This window comes from Aeromicrobium duanguangcaii, from assembly GCF_024508295.1.
GTDB lineage: Bacteria > Actinomycetota > Actinomycetes > Propionibacteriales > Nocardioidaceae > Aeromicrobium > Aeromicrobium duanguangcaii.
The window spans coordinates 2724897-2742606 of the sequence record NZ_CP101990.1 but is presented as its reverse complement, the minus strand read 5'-3'; the positions used below and the strand labels follow the sequence as shown (position 1 = coordinate 2742606).

20 protein-coding genes are annotated in these 17710 nt (G+C 71.3%); 15 read left to right on the top strand and 5 right to left on the bottom strand.

Features of this window, described 5'->3' with window-relative positions:
* Positions 1–34 precede the first annotated feature (34 nt).
* Entirely contained in the window at positions 35–565 is a 531-nt protein-coding gene (locus NP095_RS13525) for a bifunctional adenosylcobinamide kinase/adenosylcobinamide-phosphate guanylyltransferase (RefSeq protein ID WP_232419171.1), read from the top strand.
* 9 nt (positions 566–574) lie between these two features.
* On the opposite strand, the gene NP095_RS13520 is transcribed toward NP095_RS13525, so the two are convergent.
* The 4 genes from NP095_RS13520 to NP095_RS13505 all read right to left on the bottom strand — a co-directional run bounded on the left by NP095_RS13520 (position 575) and on the right by NP095_RS13505 (position 3943).
* Complete coding sequence (locus NP095_RS13520; protein WP_232419172.1) at positions 575–1177, bottom strand: DNA-3-methyladenine glycosylase I; 603 nt, start codon at positions 1175–1177, stop codon at positions 575–577.
* Entirely contained in the window at positions 1174–1953 is a 780-nt protein-coding gene (locus NP095_RS13515) for an adenosylcobinamide-GDP ribazoletransferase (protein WP_232419173.1), read from the bottom strand. The genes NP095_RS13520 and NP095_RS13515 overlap by 4 nt, the downstream gene beginning before the upstream one ends.
* Entirely contained in the window at positions 1950–2969 is a 1020-nt protein-coding gene (cobT, locus tag NP095_RS13510; protein WP_232419174.1) for a nicotinate-nucleotide--dimethylbenzimidazole phosphoribosyltransferase, read from the bottom strand. The genes NP095_RS13515 and cobT overlap by 4 nt, the downstream gene beginning before the upstream one ends.
* Positions 2970–3115: 146 nt before the next feature.
* Positions 3116–3943, bottom strand: a complete 828-nt coding sequence (locus NP095_RS13505; RefSeq protein WP_232419175.1) for an SCO6745 family protein — start codon at positions 3941–3943, stop codon at positions 3116–3118.
* A gap of 92 nt (positions 3944–4035) precedes the next feature.
* Here NP095_RS13505 and NP095_RS13500 point away from each other — a divergent pair, with 92 nt between their 5' ends.
* On the top strand, positions 4036–4653 hold the full coding sequence (locus NP095_RS13500; protein WP_232419176.1) for a TetR/AcrR family transcriptional regulator: 618 nt from the start codon (positions 4036–4038) through the stop codon (positions 4651–4653).
* A 97-nt stretch (positions 4654–4750) separates the two neighbouring features.
* On the opposite strand, the gene NP095_RS13495 is transcribed toward NP095_RS13500, so the two are convergent.
* On the bottom strand, positions 4751–5338 hold the full coding sequence (locus tag NP095_RS13495) for an inorganic diphosphatase (protein ID WP_223111068.1): 588 nt from the start codon (positions 5336–5338) through the stop codon (positions 4751–4753).
* Here NP095_RS13495 and dacB point away from each other — a divergent pair.
* The 13 genes from dacB to NP095_RS13430 all read left to right on the top strand — a co-directional run bounded on the left by dacB (position 5293) and on the right by NP095_RS13430 (position 17709).
* Complete coding sequence (dacB, locus tag NP095_RS13490; protein WP_232419177.1) at positions 5293–6675, top strand: D-alanyl-D-alanine carboxypeptidase/D-alanyl-D-alanine endopeptidase; 1383 nt, start codon at positions 5293–5295, stop codon at positions 6673–6675. The two genes, NP095_RS13495 and dacB, sit on opposite strands and share 46 nt — an antisense overlap.
* A 121-nt stretch (positions 6676–6796) precedes the next feature.
* The gene (locus NP095_RS13485) at positions 6797–9253 is read left to right on the top strand and encodes a DEAD/DEAH box helicase (RefSeq protein WP_232419522.1); all 2457 of its coding nucleotides are present in this window, start codon (positions 6797–6799) and stop codon (positions 9251–9253) included.
* 48 nt (positions 9254–9301) lie between these two features.
* Positions 9302–10342, top strand: a complete 1041-nt coding sequence (locus NP095_RS13480; RefSeq protein ID WP_232419178.1) for a zinc-dependent metalloprotease — start codon at positions 9302–9304, stop codon at positions 10340–10342.
* Positions 10318–11286, top strand: coding sequence for a tRNA lysidine(34) synthetase TilS (gene tilS, locus NP095_RS13475; RefSeq protein WP_232419179.1), 969 nt, complete (start codon positions 10318–10320; stop codon positions 11284–11286). The genes NP095_RS13480 and tilS overlap by 25 nt, the downstream gene beginning before the upstream one ends.
* 130 nt (positions 11287–11416) lie before the next feature.
* Entirely contained in the window at positions 11417–11971 is a 555-nt protein-coding gene (gene hpt, locus NP095_RS13470; protein ID WP_232419180.1) for a hypoxanthine phosphoribosyltransferase, read from the top strand.
* Positions 11972–12022: 51 nt separating this feature from the next.
* Positions 12023–14041, top strand: coding sequence for an ATP-dependent zinc metalloprotease FtsH (ftsH, locus tag NP095_RS13465; RefSeq protein WP_232419181.1), 2019 nt, complete (start codon positions 12023–12025; stop codon positions 14039–14041).
* Between the two features lie 9 nt (positions 14042–14050).
* Positions 14051–14614: a GTP cyclohydrolase I FolE gene (folE, locus tag NP095_RS13460; protein ID WP_232419182.1), complete on the top strand. Its 564-nt coding sequence runs from the start codon at positions 14051–14053 to the stop codon at positions 14612–14614.
* Between the two features lie 64 nt (positions 14615–14678).
* A complete protein-coding gene (folP, locus tag NP095_RS13455) occupies positions 14679–15482 on the top strand; it encodes a dihydropteroate synthase (protein ID WP_232419523.1) in 804 nt (267 codons plus the stop codon).
* Positions 15475–15882 (top strand): nuclear transport factor 2 family protein, encoded by a 408-nt coding sequence (locus NP095_RS13450; RefSeq protein ID WP_232419183.1) that lies wholly within the window; start codon positions 15475–15477, stop codon positions 15880–15882. Before folP ends, NP095_RS13450 begins: the two co-directional genes overlap by 8 nt.
* Entirely contained in the window at positions 15879–16256 is a 378-nt protein-coding gene (gene folB, locus NP095_RS13445) for a dihydroneopterin aldolase (RefSeq protein ID WP_232419184.1), read from the top strand. Before NP095_RS13450 ends, folB begins: the two co-directional genes overlap by 4 nt.
* Positions 16253–16816: a 2-amino-4-hydroxy-6-hydroxymethyldihydropteridine diphosphokinase gene (gene folK, locus NP095_RS13440; RefSeq protein ID WP_232419185.1), complete on the top strand. Its 564-nt coding sequence runs from the start codon at positions 16253–16255 to the stop codon at positions 16814–16816. The genes folB and folK overlap by 4 nt, the downstream gene beginning before the upstream one ends.
* Positions 16817–16823: 7 nt before the next feature.
* Positions 16824–17318: a DUF3180 domain-containing protein gene (locus NP095_RS13435; RefSeq protein WP_232419186.1), complete on the top strand. Its 495-nt coding sequence runs from the start codon at positions 16824–16826 to the stop codon at positions 17316–17318.
* 85 nt (positions 17319–17403) lie between these two features.
* The gene (locus tag NP095_RS13430) at positions 17404–17709 is read left to right on the top strand and encodes a hypothetical protein (protein ID WP_232419187.1); all 306 of its coding nucleotides are present in this window, start codon (positions 17404–17406) and stop codon (positions 17707–17709) included.
* The last annotated feature ends 1 nt before the right edge of the window (position 17710 follow it).

The window sequence follows — 17710 nt, the reverse complement described above, 5'->3', positions numbered from 1 at the left end:
GACGAGCGGTGTCGGTCAGGGCTAGGCTGCGGTGATGAGGACCCTGATCACCGGTGGTGTGCGCTCCGGCAAGTCGTTCCAGGCCGAGTCGTTGGTCGTCGGCGCGCCCGACGTCACGTACATCGCCCCCGGTCCGCCGCCGGACCCCGAGTTCGACCCCGACTGGGCGGCCCGGGTCCGGGCCCATCGCGAGCGTCGTCCCGAGCACTGGAAGACGATCGAGACCAGCGATCTGGAGCAGGCGATCGCCATGGCCGACACCCCGGTCATCATCGACTGCCTCGGCACATGGGTCACCTCGCTGATCGACGAGCTCGACGGGTGGGACCAGACCCTCGACGAGTGGGAGCCGCTGCTGTGGAAGCGGGTCGAGGACGCCATCTCGGCGATGACCGCTCACGCCGAGGACGTCGTCGTGGTGACCAACGAGGTCGGGTGGGGCGTCGTTCCCGAGACGCGCTCGGGCCGGCTGTTCCGCGACCTGCTCGGCACGGTCAACCAGCGGTTCGCCGACGACTGCGACGAGGTCCTGCTGGTCGTCTCGGGCCGCGTGCTGCGGCTCTGACCGTCCCGCTCAGGACGGGCGGACGAACGCGGCGCGGGCCGTGTCGACCTGCGCCCGCACGACGCAGTCGTGCGTGTGGTCGTTGATCAGCCCCATCGCCTCCATGAACGAGAAGACGGTCGTGGGGCCGACGAACTTCCAACCCCGCTTCTTGAGGTCCTTCGACATCGCGGTGGCGGTCGGCGAGGTGGTCAGCGACTGGGGGACGGGCACCTCGGCGGGGTCGGGCTCGTGCCGCCAGACGTACGCCGCCAGGGAACCCTCTGTCTCGATCAGCTCGAGGGCGCGCGCGGCGTTGTTGATGGTGGCCTCGATCTTGCCGCGGTGCCGGACGATGCCCGCGTCCTGCAGGAGACTAGCGACGTCGGACTCGTCGTAGCCGGCGACCGTCTCGAGGTCGAACCCGGCGAACGCGGCGCGGAAGTTCTCGCGCTTGTCCAGGATCGTGCGCCACGACAGGCCGGACTGGAATCCCTCGAGGCAGAACTTCTCGAACAGGCGCACGTCGTCGGAGACGGGGAAGCCCCACTCGGTGTCGTGGTACTCGACGAACCCGGGGGCGCCGCCGGCCCAGTCGCAGCGTGGTGCGCCGTCGGGTCCGATGAAGGTCATGCGACGACCGCCGCGAACCCGATCAGCAGGACCGCGAGCGCGATCTCGACGCTGGCGCCTACGGCGTCGCCGATGATGCCGCCGAGGCGACGCACGACGTGGGCGACGACCGCGAACATGACCAGCAGCGTAGCCACGGCGGTGACGAGGCCCTGCGCGATCGAGGCGCCGGTGAGGCCGGTGACGGCCACGGCGGCTGCCGCCACGAGGAGCCAGACGGCGACGAGGGCCACGACCGGCACGCTGCCCGCGAAGGTCGCGCCCATGCCGTCCTGCCGGGCGGCCGGGACGCCGCGGCGCAGCCCCACCGTGGCGCCGGCGCGGGCCAGACACCACAGGATGCCGACCGCTGCGGGTCCCCACGACCAGTACGTGGCCACCGCGCCGGCGGAGGCCGCCTGGACGAGCAGGACCAGGACGAGCGTGGCCGCGCCGGCCGGTCCGACGTCGCCGGTGCGGGCGACCGTCAGTGCTCGCTCGCGGTCGTAGGACGACGCCAACGCGTCCGCGGTGTCGGCCAGGCCGTCGAGATGGAACCCCCGCGTGGCCCAGGCGCCGACACCGATGGCGAGCGCTCCGACCACGATCTGTGCCAGCCCCAGCTCACGGGCTCCCCACGCGACGGCGGCGACGAGCAGGCCGACCGGCAGGACGGCCAATGGGGCGATCGCGACGGCGATGCCGGCCGTCTCGCGATCGACGCGCCGGGGCGCCGGGACCGGGACGGCGCTGAAGGTGCCGGTCGACAGCCGGACCGCGTCGGAGAACCGGCTCACATCAACTCGTCCAGGAGCGCCATCTGCGACAGCAGCAGCGCGGCCGACCGGACGATGGGCACCGCCGTGACGGCGCCCGATCCCTCACCCAGTCGCATGTCGAGATCCAGCAGCGGCTCCAGGCCGAGCGCGTCCAGCGCGCGCCACTGGGCCTGCTCGGTGGAGCGGTGACCGGCGGCGAGCCAGGGCGCCACCCCGGGGGTGAGGCGTTCGGCGACGATCGCGGCGGCCACGGAGATCACGCCGTCCAGCAACACCGGCACACCCGCCTGCGCGGCGGTCGAGATGAACGACGCCTGCGCGGCGAGGTCGGGGCTACCGAGAGCGGCGAGCAGCTCGACCGGATCGGCCACGCGGTCGCCCGCCCGCTTCAGGGCCGTCGCGACGACGTCGGTCTTGAGGGCGAGCCCGGCGTCGTCGATCCCGGTGCCGCGCCCGACGACGTCCTCGGCCGCCAGGCCCAGGGCGCCGGCGATCAGCGCGACCGCCGGGGTCGTGTTCCCGATGCCCATGTCGCCACCGATCAGCAGGTCGGCGCCGGCCGCGATCTCCTGCTCGGCGATCCGGCGGCCGGCGTCGATGGCCTGCCGGGTCTCGTTGGCGGTCATCGCGTCGGTCAGGTGGATCGGCTCGGTCCCGCGGCGCACCTTGAACTCGCCCAGGGCGGGGTCGAGGTCGGGGAAGTCACCGTCGACGCCCAGGTCCAGCACCCGCAGCGTGACGTCGTGCTGACGGGCCAGCACCGAGACGCCCGCGACGCCGCTGACGAACGCGCGCACCATGGCGCCGGTGATGGCCGACGGGTAGGCCGAGACGCCGTGGGAGGCGACCCCGTGGTCGCCGGCGAACACCACGGCCCGCACGTGCGACGGGGGAGCGGGGGTCGTCTCGCCGCGCACGGAGGACCACCACACCGCGACCTCCCCGAGTCGGCCGAGGGCCCCGGCGGGGATGGCGAGGGCGGAGAGTCGGTCGCGAGCGGCGTCCCGAACGGTCGGGGAGGGCGGGGTGATCATTCGGTCATTGTCCCGCGATGCGGCAGGGGCCCTGGCGCTGGGTCGACCCCCGGGACGGCCACTGTCCGACCCTGGTGAGCGGGGTGAACGGGCCTGGCCGATCGGGCGTCCTTCGGGGCGGACGAGACGTGCGTCGCCCCGCGACCTCAGTGGCCGTGGGAGGCGCGGCTCGGCGCGAGCGCCGGGTGTGCCTCGGCCCAGGCGTCGGCCATGGCCACGAGATCGGCCTCGAGGGTCACCAGTCGCGAGGTCGCCTCGCGGTCGAGCCCGGCGGCCACGACGCGATCGGTCGCGTCTTCCAGCTGGTTGCGCGCCGCCCGGCCCGTCTCGGTGGCCGTGCCGTCGGCGCTCAGCCAGCCGCGCGTCGCGAGGTCGGAGATGGCGGCCGCCCATTCGTCCTCGGTCCAGCCGCGCATCGTGCGCTGGTCGGCGAACCAGCCCCACCCGGTCGCCGCGGCCAGTACGTTCGCGGCGGCGCCACCGAGCCCCGCGGCGGTGAGGACGGCCACGTGGCAGTCGCCGCGGTACTCACGCAAGGCGGTGACGGACTGCCAGAAGTCGATGAGCGGGTCCTCCGAGCGAGGCAGGTCGGCGTGGGCGGCGGCCAGCGGCTTGCCGGCCCAGTCGACGCCGTCCAGCACCGGGCGCACCCGCGGCGCCAGCGACGTCGCGGCGTCGGCCACCGGCGCGAGCAGGTCGCGGGCGAGCGAGTACCGCGCCTCCAGCACGCTCTCGGGGTCGGAGAGGTGCCAGGCGTCCGGCACGGCCCGGGCGACCATCCGGGGCGCGAAGCTGTGGAAGGTGGCCAGCACCAGCGCCGGTCCCGGCCGCCCCAGCGCCGCCGAGCGGCTGGCGAAGTAGCCCATCCAGTAGCCCTTGAGCCCGGCCGCCTCGTACCGGGCCTTGGAGTCGGGCGCGAAGTAGACGCCTGCGTGCAAGGTCTCGATCGCGTTCCACATCGCCCGTGAAGTCATGGCCCGACCCTAACCGGGCAATAAATCCCGGAAGGGTGGAGACTGTCCCCCGGACTCAGATACCATCGGTATGCGAGAAGGAGGAGTCGATCGTGCCGGAAACGAAGGTGAGCCGGGCGGAGCGTCAGCGCCAGACGCGCGAACGCCTGATCGAGGTCGCGGCGCAGATGTTCCTCGCCGTCGGCTATGCCGGAACCTCGCTGGACAAGGTCGCCGTCGAGGCGGGCTTCTCCAAGGGCGCCGTCTACTCCAACTTCGCCGGCAAGGAAGAGCTCTGCATGGCAGTGCTCGACACGATCCATGCCGAGAAGATCCGCCTCGTCCAGGCGGTCTTCGCCGAGGACACGTCGCTCGAGTCGCGCCTCAAGAGCTTCGTCGAGTGGTCACGAACGGGCCTGGGCGAGCCGCAGTGGACGGCCCTCGAGGTCGAGTTCGCCGCAGTCGCTCGGAACAACCCGTGGGTCGCGTCCGAGCTGGTCAAGCGCCACCGCGAGATCCGCCGGCTGATCGGTCAGCTGATCTCGGCCACGATCGAGGAGGCCGACCTCGAGACGACGATCCCCGTCGAGCACGTCGCGACGGCCCTGCTGGCGCTGGGCGCCGGCCTGGGCGGCCTGCGTGCGCTCGACCCGAAGATCGACCCGGACGTGTTCGGAGTGGTGCTGGCCGGACTGGTCCGTCCCCGGCGCGAGGTGCGCGGGGACGCCTGACCCCAGCCCCGCGTCCCGAGATGTGCTCCGGGTTCTACCTTTCAAGACCTCTGAAAGGTAGAACCCGGAGCAAATCTGGCGTGGGAGCGGGTGCGGCTCAGTAGCCGCCGTTGTCCTCGAAGCGCTTGAAGCTGGCGTGGATCTCGGCCTCGGCCTCTTCGCGGCCGACCCACTCGGAGCCTTCCTCGACGGACTTGCCGGGCTCGAGGTCCTTGTAGGTCTCGAAGAAGTGCTGGATCTCACCGAGATCGAAGTCGGACACGTCGCCGACGTCCTGCAGGTGCTCGTGGCGCGGGTCGCCCGCGGGGACGCAGAGGATCTTGTCGTCGCCGCCGGCCTCGTCGGTCATCTTGAACATGCCGATCGCGCGGCACTCGATGACGCAGCCGGGGAACGTCGGGAACGGCAGGATGACGAGCGCGTCGAGCGGGTCACCGTCGTTGCCGAGGGTGTTGTCGATGAAGCCGTAGTCGGCCGGGTACTGCATCGACGTGAACAGCGTGCGGTCGAGTCGGATGCGGTGCGTCTTGTGGTCGAGCTCGTACTTGTTGCGCTCGCCCTTGGGGATCTCCACGGTGACGTCGAAAAACACGGTTCCTCCGGCTTGGCTGGGAATGGCTGTCACATAGTCTGACGCACGTGACAGCCCGTGGCGCCCGCAGGGGGCGAAGAACGCCTGCCGCATGGGTGCTGCCGTTGCTCGTGCTGGTCACCCTCGCGTCGATCGCGGCGCTCTATGTGCGAGGTGACCTGAACCCCATCTTGTGCGACGGCCCGTGTGGCCCGCAATACGTGACGCCGCCGGAGGGTCTGGCCACGCAGTCGCCCGATCCCGACGAGGCGGCTGCGGTCGGTTCGGGTCCGATCGACGGACGCGAGTTGGCCGCGGCTGTTGCCGGCCCGTTGCGGTCCGAGGCGCTCGGCGGCCGGACGAGTCTCGTGGCGGTCGATGCCCGCGACGGCAAGGTCCTCGTCGACGAGGGCGACGGGGCGCAGATCCCGGCCTCGACGACGAAGCTGCTGACCGCGGTCGCGGTCCTGGACGCCTGGGGACCGGACGCCCGGTTCACGACCTCGGTCGTGCGCGACGGCGGGCGTCTCGTCCTCGTGGGCGGCGGCGATCCGTATCTGACGGACGCGAAGTCGAAGGGCTCCTCGGTCGAGCGGGCCGACCTGGCGACCCTGGCCGGGGCCACGGCGAAGAAGGTCGGGCGCGGCCCGGTCACGCTGGGCTACGACGTCTCCCTGTTCGAGGGTCCGGAGGTCAGCCCCGCGTGGGAGGACGGCTATGTCGGCAGCGTCGTCGCGCCGGTCAGCCCGCTGTGGATCGACCGTGGCCGCGTGGGCGCGGGCCGCTCGACCGATCCGGCCGCCGACGCGGCCCGCCGATTCGCCGAGTTGTTGCGGGCGCGCGGCGTCGAGGTCACCGGCGAGCCGACCGAGACGAGGGCCTCGGGCGCGACGATCGCCACGGTGCGCAGTGCGCCGCTGTCGCGGATCGTCGAGCAGTTCCTCGCCGACTCCGACAACGAGGTCGCCGAGGTGCTGCTGCGGCAGGCCGCGATCAAGGCGGGCCAGCCGGGCTCGTTCGCCGGTGGCGCCAAGGTCGTCTCGCAGGTCCTGTCCGAGGCGGGCGTGGACACCGCCGGGCTCGTGATCAACGACGGCAGCGGGCTGTCGCGCAAGAACCGGATCTCCGCGCGGACGCTCGCCGAGACGATGGCCGAGGTCTCCTCGAGGCCACGGCTCGGATCGATCCTCAGCGGCCTGCCGGTCGGCGGGTTCAGCGGCACGCTCGAGGACCGGTACGTCCGGTCGGGGCAGGCGCGCGGTCTGGTCCGGGCCAAGACGGGCACCCTCACGGGTGTCCACGCGCTGTCGGGCGTGGTGACACTCTCGGGCGGCCGGCCGGTCGCGTTCGCGCTGATGTCCGACGACACGAAGGACGTCAACCCGTTCGTCACGCAGGCGGCCCTCGACCGGGTCGTGGCCGCGATGGCCGACTGCGCCTGCGGGGCCTAGAACGGCCGTCGCCGCAGGGCTCCGTGGGCGCGACGCCTAGGCTGCACGGGTGGCATCACGACTGGTCGACCTGCTTCCGCCGGAGCCGACCGAGGACGTCGACGTCATCCACGAGGCGATCATGGGCTGGGTCGAGGACCGCGGTCTGACTCTGTACCCCGCCCAGGACGAGGCGATTCTCGAGTGCGTCTCCGGCTCCAACGTGGTCCTCGCGACCCCGACCGGCTCGGGCAAGAGCCTGGTCGCCACCGCCGCGATGGGCGCCACCCTCGCGCGCGGCGGCTGCAGCGTCTACACCGCGCCGATCAAGGCCCTCGTCAGTGAGAAGTTCTTCGACCTGTGCGAGATCTTCGGCGCCGAGAACGTCGGCATGGTCACCGGTGACGCGGCGGTCAACGCCGACGCTCCGATCATCGCCGCGACGGCCGAGATCCTGGCGAACATGGCGCTGCGCGAGGGCGCGGCGGCCGACATCGCGACGGTCGTCATGGACGAGTTCCACTACTACGCCGATCCCGACCGTGGCTGGGCCTGGCAGGTGCCGCTGATCGAGCTGCCCCGCGCCCAGTTCCTGCTCATGTCGGCCACGCTCGGCGACACGACGAAGCTCGAGGCCGACCTGGCCCGCCGAACCGGACGCGAGACCGTCGCCGTCACGTCCGTCGAGCGGCCGGTGCCGCTGGTCAGCGAGTACGTCACGACCCCGATCCACGAGACGCTCGAGCAACTCGTCGAGACCCACCAGACCCCGGTCTACGTCGTGCACTTCTCGCAGGCCGCCGCGCTGGAGCGCGCCCAGGCGCTGACCAGCGCCAAGGTGGCCACGCGAGCCGAGCGCGACGCCATCGCCGAGGCGCTGGGCGACTTCCGGTTCACGTCGGCGTTCGGCAAGACCCTCTCGCGGCTGATCCGGATGGGCATCGGCGTGCACCACGCCGGCATGCTGCCGCGCTACCGGCGCCTGGTCGAGACGCTCACCCAGCAGGGCCTGCTCAAGGTCGTGTGCGGCACCGACACCCTCGGCGTCGGCATCAACGTCCCGATCCGCACGGTGCTGTTCAGCGGCCTGTCCAAGTACGACGGCACGCGCCAGCGGCACCTGCAGGTGCGCGAGTTCCAGCAGATCGCCGGCCGCGCGGGTCGCGCCGGCTACGACACGGTGGGCCACGTCGTGGTCGAGGCGCCCGACCACGAGGTCGAGAACGCCCGCCTCGTGCGCAAGGCCGGCGACGACCCGAAGAAGCTCAAGCGGATCCAGCGCAAGAAACCGCCGGAGGGCTTCGTGTCGTGGGGTCACGGCACGTTCGAGCGCCTCGTGAACGGCACGCCCGAGCCGCTCGTCTCGCGGATGCGGGTCAGCCACGCGATGGTGCTAGACGTCATCACCCGCCCCGGCGACGCCCGCGCCGCCCTGGAGCACCTCATCCGCGAGAGCGGCGAGACGCCCGAGTCGCAGGACCGGCTGCTCGAGCAGGTCGACAACATCATCGAGGCGCTCGTCGCCGGCGAGGTCGTCGAGCAGCTCGACCCGCCCGACGAGCAGGGCCGCACGCTGCGCCTCACCGTCGACCTGCAGGCGAACTTCGCGCTGAACCAGCCGCTGTCGCCCTTCGCGGTCGCCGCGTTCGACCTGCTCGACCGCGAGTCGCCCACCTACGCCCTGGACGTGGTCTCCGTGGTCGAGTCGACGCTCGACGATCCGCGCCCGATCATCAACGCCCAGCGCTTCCGGGCGCGGGGCGAGGCTGTCGCCGAGATGAAGATGGACGGCATCGAGTACGACGAGCGCATGGAGCTGCTCGAGGACGTCGAGCACCCCAAGCCGCTCGAGGAGCTGCTGACCGCGGCCTACGAGATGTACCGCCAGGGCCAGCCGTGGATCGCCGACTACGAGCTCAAGCCGAAGTCGGTCGTGCGCGAGATGTGGGAGCGGGCCATGACGTTCTCCGAGGTCATCTCGGACTACCAGTTGGCGCGCACCGAGGGCCTCGTCCTGCGCTACCTCTCGGACGTCTACAAGACCCTCGTCCGCACGGTGCCGCAGGCGGTGCGCAACGACGAGCTGACCGACCTGACCGAGTGGCTCGGCGAGCTGGTGCGCCAGGTCGACTCCAGCCTGCTCGACGAGTGGGAGGAGCTCATCGCTCCCGGCCAGGACCCCACCGAGGTCCGGGCCCAGGCGACCGGGGCCGACACGCCCCGCCCGCTCACGGCCAACGCCCGGGCGTTCCGCGTGCTGGTGCGCAACGCGATGTTCCGGCGCGTCGAGCTGGCCGCGTTCGGCCGCTGGACCGCGCTCGGCGAGCTCGATGCCGAGGCCGGTTGGAACGCCGAGTCCTGGCGGGAGGCGATCGCCCTCTACCGCGAGGAGTACGACGAGCTCGGCACCGGTCCGGCCGCGCGCGGCCCGCAGCTGTTCATGGTCGAGGACGAGACCAGCCGGCTGTGGCGGGTCCGGCAGGTCTTCGACGACCCCGAGGGCGACCGTGACTGGGGCATCGCCGCCGAGGTCGACCTCGACGCGTCGGACGAGGCCGGCGAGCCGGTCGTCCGGGTCATCGACGTCGGCCCGCGCTGAGCGCATCGTCCCGCGACGGACGAGGGGCCAGGCCGTAGGTTGGGCGCCATGATCGACTGGAACGTCGCGCAGTCCACCTCCCGGCGCCTGATGCGTCCGGGGCCGGAGCTCAGCCAGGCCGAGGTCGGTGAGGTCGTCGCCGAGCTGCGCGAGGCCTCGCTCGTCGCCGAGGGACCCGTGCGCGAGTTCACGGGCCTCGTGCCCACCTACCCGACGCCGGTGCTCGTGGTCGACCGGCCGCGCTGGGCCGAGGCGAACCTGGCGACTTTCCGCCTGCTGATGTCGCCCCTGGACGAGAAGCTGGCCGAGGCCGGCACGCTGCCGACGGGTCTGCCCCGCGCCGTCGGAGGTCGCGTCACCGGCGTCGAGCTGGGCGCGATCGTGGCGTTCCTGGGCGGCAAGGTGCTGGGCCAGTTCGATCCGTTCGCCGAGGGTGAACACGGCCCCGGCCGCCTGTTGCTGGTGGCGCCGAACATCGTCCACGTCGAGCGCGAGCTGGACGTCGACCCGTCGGACTTCCGCCGCTGGGTGTGCCTGCACGAGGAGACCCACCGCGCGCAGTTCACCGCCGTGCCGTGGATGCGCGACCACATGATGAGCAAGGTCGAGCAGCTGATGGACGCCACCGACGTGGGCGGCGGCGCCGTGACCGACATGGTCTCCGAGGCGTTGCCCGAGCTGGTGCGCATCGTCCGGGGCGAGTCCGACAAGTCCCTGTCCGACCTGTTCCAGAACGAGCAGCAGCGGGCCGTGGTCGACGGACTCACCGGCCTCATGTCGCTGCTCGAGGGGCACGCCGACGTCGTGATGGACGACATCGGCCCCGAGGTCGTCCCCAGCGTCGCCGAGATCCGTCGCAAGTTCACGAAGCGCCGTGGCTCCGGCTCCGCGCTGCAGAAGGTTGTGCGCCGGCTGCTCGGCTACGAGGCCAAGATGCGCCAGTACAGCGACGGCGCCACGTTCGTGCGCCGGGTCATGGACCAGGTCGGCAAGGACGGCTTCGACGCCGTCTGGGCCGACCCGGCGCACCTGCCGAGCCGCGCCGAGATCATCGATCCGAAGTCGTGGGTCGCCCGCGTCCACGGCTGATGGCCCGGCTCGACCCGCTGGTCGCGCGGGCCCGGAACCTGGTCGAGCCGTGCCTGGCCCCGGGCGCCGTCGTCGCGGTGTCCGGTGGAGCCGATTCGCTCGCCCTGGCGGCGGCCGTCTCGTTCTTCGTGCAGCGGCGAGGGTTCGAGGCGCGTGCCGTCGTGGTCGATCACGGCCTGCAGGCCGGCTCGGCCGAGGTGGCCGCCCGCGCGGCGGAGCAGTGCGAGGGCCTCGGCCTGCCCGCGTCGGTTCGTGCGGTCGAGGTGCGTGACGTGGGCACCGGCCCCGAGGACGCCGCCCGGGTGGCCCGCTACCTCGTCCTGCACGAGGAGGCCGGGGATGCGCCGATCCTGCTGGCCCACACGCTGGACGACCAGGCCGAGACGGTCCTGCTGGGACTCGGGCGGGGCTCCGGGCCGCGAGCGATCCAAGGGATGCGGGCGACCAACGGGCACCTGCATCGTCCCTTTCTGGCCCTGCGCCGGGCCGACACCGAGCGGATCTGCGCCCTGCACGACCTCGACTGGTGGGACGACCCGCACAACGAGGACCCGGCCTACCGCCGCGTGCGGGTGCGCCGCGAGCTGCTGCCGCTCATGGAGGACGTACTCGGTGGGGGAGTGGCCGAGGCGCTGGCGCGCACCGCCGACCTGGTCCGGATGGACGCCGATGCGGTCGACGCCCTGGCGATCACGGCGATGCCGAGGTCGGGCGCGATCGAGGACCTGTGGACCTTCGCCGACCTCGACACCCCGGTGCGGCAGCGCATCTGGCGCCGTCTCGCCATCGACGCCGGCGCCTCCCGGGGCGAGCTGTCGCATGCGCACACGCTCGCCCTCGACGGGCTCCTGCAGGCCCGCGGCGGCACCCGCATCGAGCTCCCCGGCGGGGTCACGGCGGTCAGGACCAGGGACCGCGTGGACTTCGTCCCCCGAGATCTGTAGCGCTACACACCTCAAAGTGGCCTCGGAGACCCGAATCGGGTGGATACCGCTACACATCCGGAGCGGCGGAGCCGGTAGCGATTCGCGACCGGCTGCCGTGGGAAATGGTGCGCTGTGGCACGCTGGCACTGTGGACATCTCGCACGTCGAAGCCGATCTCGACCTGACCAAGACGCTCTTCACGCAGGAGCAGATCCAGACCCGGCTGGCCGAGATGGCACGCCAGATCGAGGCCGACTACGAGGGACGCGACGTCCTCCTCGTGGGCGTCCTCAAGGGCGCGGTCATGGTGATGGCCGATCTCTCGCGCGAGCTGAACCGCCACGTCGAGATCGACTGGATGGCCGTGTCCTCCTACGCGGGCACCAAGTCCTCCGGCGTCGTCCGCATCCTCAAGGACCTCGACACCGACCTCGACGGGCGCCACGTGCTCATCGTCGAGGACATCATCGACACCGGCTTGACGCTCTCGTGGCTCGTCGCGAACCTCAAGTCGCGCGGCCCGGCCTCGGTCGAGATCGCCACGCTGCTGCGCAAGCCCGAGGCCATCTCGATGCCGGTCGACGTCAAGTACGTCGGCTTCGACATTCCGAACGCGTTCGTCGTGGGCTACGGCCTGGACTACGACGAGAAGTACCGCAATTTGCGCAGCATCGGCACACTGGCTGAGCACATGTACTCCTGAGAATCACCGAGCACCCGGACGGAATCCGAACTGCATGAACGACGAGGCGGCATGAACATCAAGAGCGTGTTCAAGGGACCGTGGGTGTGGATCATCCTCATCGCGGCCGTGGTCATCGGCGTGCTGTCCTTCTCAGGTTCGGCCGACGGGTACCGCGAGGTCAAGACCGCCACGATGGTCGGCTACTTCGACGACGCCAAGGTCAACGACGTCACCTTCGTCGACGGCGACCAGGAGGTCCGCGCGACGCTCAAGGGCGACGGGGACAAGAAAGTCAAGGCCACCTGGCTCGGTCAGGAGCAGGGCGCACAGCTCGTCGAGAAGGCCCAGAAGCTCGTCGACGACGACAAGATGAACGCCTACAACGTCAAGATGCCGCCGAAGAACACGCTGCTCTCGGTGCTGCTCAGCTTCCTGCCGTTCGTCATCTTCATCCTGATCTTCCTGTGGCTGATGAACTCGATGCAGGGCGGCGGCGGCCGGGTCATGCAGTTCGCCAAGTCCAAGGCGAAGCTCATGACCAAGGACACCCCGCAGACCACGTTCGCCGACGTCGCCGGCTGCGACGAGGCCATCGAGGAGCTCGGCGAGATCAAGGAGTTCCTCCAGGAGCCGGCCAAGTTCCAGGCCGTCGGCGCCAAGATCCCCAAGGGCGTCCTGCTCTACGGTCCTCCCGGCACCGGCAAGACCCTGCTCGCGCGCGCCGTCGCCGGCGAGGCGGGCGTCCCGTTCTACTCGATCTCGGGCTCGGACTTCGTCGAGATGTTCGTCGGCGTCGGCGCCAGCCGTGTCCGCGACCTGTTCGAGCAGGCCAAGGAGAACGCCCCGGCGATCGTCTTCATCGACGAGATCGACGCCGTCGGCCGTCACCGCGGCACCGGCATGGGCGGCGGACACGACGAGCGCGAGCAGACCCTGAACCAGCTGCTCGTCGAGATGGACGGCTTCGACGTCCGCGGCGGCGTCATCCTGATCGCCGCGACGAACCGTCCCGACGTCCTCGACCCGGCGCTGCTGCGCCCGGGCCGCTTCGACCGCCAGATCGCCGTCGAGGCGCCCGACCTGGCCGGCCGCACCCAGATCCTCAAGGTCCACGCCCGCGGCAAGCCGCTGGCCCCCGACGTCGACCTCGAGGCCGTCGCCCGTCGCACCCCCGGGTTCAGCGGCGCCGACCTGGCCAACGTCCTCAACGAGGCCGCGCTGCTCACCGCGCGCGGCGCCGCCAAGACGATCGACGACGCCGCTCTCGACGAGGCGATCGACCGCGTGATCTCCGGACCGCAGAAGCGCTCGCGCCTCATGAACGAGCACGAGCGACTGGTCACGGCGTATCACGAGGGCGGTCACGCGCTCGTCGCCGCTGCGCTGCCGCAGAGCGACCCCGTGCACAAGATCACGATCCTGCCGCGCGGCCGGGCGCTGGGCTACACGATGGTCCTGCCCGACGAGGACAAGTACAGCCAGACGCGGGCCGAGCTGCTCGACAAGCTGGCCTACATGCTCGGTGGCCGCGCCGCCGAGGAGCTCGTCTTCCACGACCCGACCACGGGCGCCGGCAACGACATCGAGAAGGCCACCAACCTGGCCCGCGCGATGGTCACGCAGTACGGGATGAGCGAGCGCATCGGCGCCGTCCGGTTCGGCGAGGACAACGGCCAGCCGTTCCTCGGCCGCGACATCGGCCACTCGCGCAACTACTCCGAGGACGTCGCCGCCGCGATCGACGACGAGATCTCCCGGCTCATCAAGCACGCCCACCAGGAGGCCTTCGACATCCTCGTCGAGAACCGCCACGTGCTCGACCAGCTGGTGCTGGAGCTGATGGAGAAGGAGACCCTCGACAAGGCCGAGGTCGCCCGCATCTTCGAGGCGCTCAACCGCCGCGACGTCCGCCCGGCGTGGACCGGCTCGGAGACCCGTCGCCCGTCGTCGGAGCCTCCGATCACCGTGCCGCACCGCAACGGCGCCACCTCCGACGGCCCGCAGGAGGGCATCGTCGTGGGCCCGGACTCCGGATCGGACGCCCCGCCCACCGACCAGCCCCAGCCGGGCGAGTCCCCGACCGCCTGAGGAGCCCCCGTGCCCGTCGACCACCCCCGCGCCGAGGCGGCCGTCCGAGAGCTGCTCGCGGCCATCGGTGAGGATCCTGACCGTGACGGCCTGCAGGACACTCCGGCGCGCGTTGCGCGGTCCTACGCCGAGCTGCTCGGCGGCTACGACCAGGACGCCCGCGAGGTCCTCTCGGCGGTGTTCGAGGTCGGCCACCGCGAGCTCGTGCTGGTCCGCGACATCGAGGTCTGGAGCATGTGCGAGCACCACATGGTGCCGTTCTTCGGCGTGGCCCACGTCGGCTACATCCCCGGCGAGACGGGCCACGTCACCGGCCTGTCGAAGCTGGCCCGCCTCGTCGACGTGTACGCGCGCCGGCTCCAGGTGCAGGAGCGCCTGACGACGCAGATCGCCGAGGCGATGGTCGAGGTGCTCGATCCGCAGGGCGTCATCGTGGTCATCGAGGCCGAGCACCTGTGCATGACGATGCGCGGTGTCGCCAAGGCGGGCGCCCGCACGATCACCAGTGCGGTCCGTGGCCAGCTGCTCGACCCGGCGACCCGGGCCGAGGCGATGCAGCTCATCTCCAAGTGAGCGGCCGGGAGCTGTCGTGGTGACGCTGCCACTGCCCGGGCTGGCGCAGGACCGCTGCGTCGTCATGGGCGTCGTCAACGTCACGCCCGACTCCTTCTCCGACGGCGGCCGCTGGTTCGACCCCGGCGCCGCCGCCGAGCACGGCTTCGAGCTGGTTCGCCACGGAGCCGACCTGGTCGACGTCGGCGGCGAGTCCACGCGCCCCGGCGCCCTGCCGGTCGACCGCGAGGAGGAGCTGCGCCGCGTCGTGCCGGTGGTGCGCCGCCTCGCCGACGCGGGCGTCCTGGTCTCGGTCGACACCATGTGGGCCGAGACGGCCGAGCAGGCGATCGACGCCGGTGCCGTCCTGGTCAACGACGTCTCGGGCGGCCGCGCCGACCCGGCGATGGTGCCGCTCGTGGCCCGCACGGGTGTCCCGTTCGTGGTGATGCACTGGCGCGCCCACTCCGAGCAGATGCAGCAGCACACCGAGTACCGCGACGTGGTCGAGGACGTGCTGGCCGAGCTCTGGGAGCAGTTCGACGCGGTGTGTGACGCGGGCGTCGACCCGGACCGGATCGTGCTCGACCCCGGCCTGGGCTTCAGCAAGACCGGCGACCAGAACTGGACCCTGCTGGCGCACCTCGACCGGTTCACGAGCCTGGGCCGGCCACTGCTGGTCGCCGCGAGCCGCAAGGGCTTCCTGGGGGCCCTGCTGGCCGACGAGGTGGGTCCGCGCCCGGTGGAGGAGCGCGAGGACGCCACGGCGGCGATCAGCACCCTCTCGGCCCTGGCCGGCGCGTGGGGCGTGCGCGTCCACGAGCCCCGGCGCAGCGCGGACGCCGTGCGCGTCGTCGCACGGCTGCGGGCGGAGCGACCCGGTGAGTGACGTCCTGGCCGCGCACCGCGCCTTCTACGACGCGGTCGAGACCGGCGACGCCGACCTGATGGCGGCCCTGTGGGTCGACGATCCGGGCACGACCTGCGTCCACCCGGGGGCGCCGCCGCTGCAGGGCACGGCGCCGATCCTGCGCTCGTGGACCGTGCTGATGGCCGGGGTCGGCTACATCCAGTTCTTCCTGACGGACGTCGAGGTGTCGCTGCTGCCGGCGAAGGACCCGACCACGGCGATCGTCGTGTGCACCGAGAACATCCTGTCCGACGGCGGGTCGGTCGAGTCCTTCAACGGCGGTCGCGCCGTCGCCACGAGCATCCTCGTGCGCGATGGTGGACGATGGCGGTTCTGGGCGCGGCACGCGTCGCCGTTGATCGATCCGGAGGACGTATGAGCGACCAGCACCCGGGCGACCGCATCGAGCTGCGGGGCCTGTCCGCCGTGGGTTTCCACGGCGTTTTCGACCACGAGCGCAGGGACGGTCAGACCTTCGTCGTCGACATCGTGCTGTCGGTCGACCTGGAGCCCGCGGCGACGACGGGGGACCTGTCCCGGACCGTGCACTACGGCGAGCTGGCCGAGCAGGTGCACGCGATCATCACGGGGGACCCCGTGGACCTGATCGAGACATTGGCCCTCCGTATAGTGAGCGTATGTCTGGGCCATGAGCCCGTCCGCTGGGCTAGCGTGACGGTGCACAAGCCCGAGGCGCCGATCGAGGTGGCATTCTCCGATGTCACCGTGACGATGGAGCGGAGCAAGCTGTGACCGAAGCACCCACCCCGTACGAACTCGACGCGGACACGATGACCGGAGGCATGCGCCCCATTCGTCAAGCCGTGCTGTCGATCGGTTCGAACCTCGGCGACCGGGCCGGCCGTCTGCAGGGTGCGGTCTCCGCGCTGGAGGACACTCCGGAGGTCACCGTCGTGGCGATCTCCTCGGTCTACGAGACCGAGCCCGTCGGGGCTCCCGAGGGCTCGGGGCCGTTCCTCAACGCCGTCGTCCTGCTCGACACCACGCTGACCGTGCACACGCTGCTCGACCGCGCGATGGCGATCGAGGACGCGTTCGAGCGCGAGCGCAGCGAGCCGGGCGCCCCGCGCACCCTCGACGTCGACATCATCGTCGTCGGTGACCGCGTGGCCCAGGACGACACCCTGACGCTGCCGCACCCCCGCGCCCACGAGCGCGCGTTCGTTCTCGTGCCGTGGCTCGAGATCGATCCCGAGGGCGAGATCCCCGGACACGGGTTCGTCGCGGACCTGATCTCGGGCGTCGACGCCTCCGGGGTGACCAAGCGCGAGGACGTCGAGATCATCCTGTGACCCACCGATGAGGCAGGTTCGGCGCAGTTCTCCGCTCTACGTCGTCGCGCTGGTCGCGACGGGGTTGATCGTCGGTCGACTGCTGCCGCCCCTCATCGTCCGGTTCGACGGGGCGTCCCCGCCGGTCCCCGGCTGGGCAGCCGCGATCGTGATGCTCTGCGGAGCGATCGCGATCGGTGCATTGGCCTGGGGCACCTGGCAGAACCTGCATCGTCGGCAGCGCTGGTTCGCCGCCGAGCACGGCATCCGGCTGTTGGCGCTGGCCAAGGCCGCCGTCATGGTCGGCGGGGTCTTCACCGGCGGCTACGCCGGTTACGCGCTGGCCTATCTGGGCTCCTCGACCGAGATGGGCGAGATGAGGCTCTGGCGCTCGGCCGCCGCGGCCGGCGCCGCCCTGCTGCTGCTCATCGCCGCACTGATCCTCGAGTGGGCCTGCCGGCTGCCCACCGATGACGACGAGGAGAAGGCCAGCTCGTCCGACGCCGATCCCTCGCCGGCCTGAGCGCGGTATCCACATCCTCGACGCACACTGCGGTGGGTGTCAGCGAGGTCTGGCATCGTCGTCCTCCAGTCGTCATGATGGGGGAGTGAGCGAGTTGAACGAGCCGCAGGTGTGGACGCTGATGGGGGTCTTCGGTGCATCCATCTTCGCGATGATGGGTCTGGTGACCGGCACGTTCACCCGAGTCCTGCGCGCCGAGTTGGCTGGTCTGAGGGGTGATCTCGCGGGAGAGATCGGCGGACTGCGGGGCGAGGTCAACGGTCTCCGTGGCGAGATGAACGCCCGCTTCGAGCGGGTCGACGCCCAGTTCGCTCGCGTCGACACGCGGCTCGACCACCTCGACCGTGACGTGCAGGCTCTGACTCGCAAGGTCTTCGACCGGCCCGAGTGAG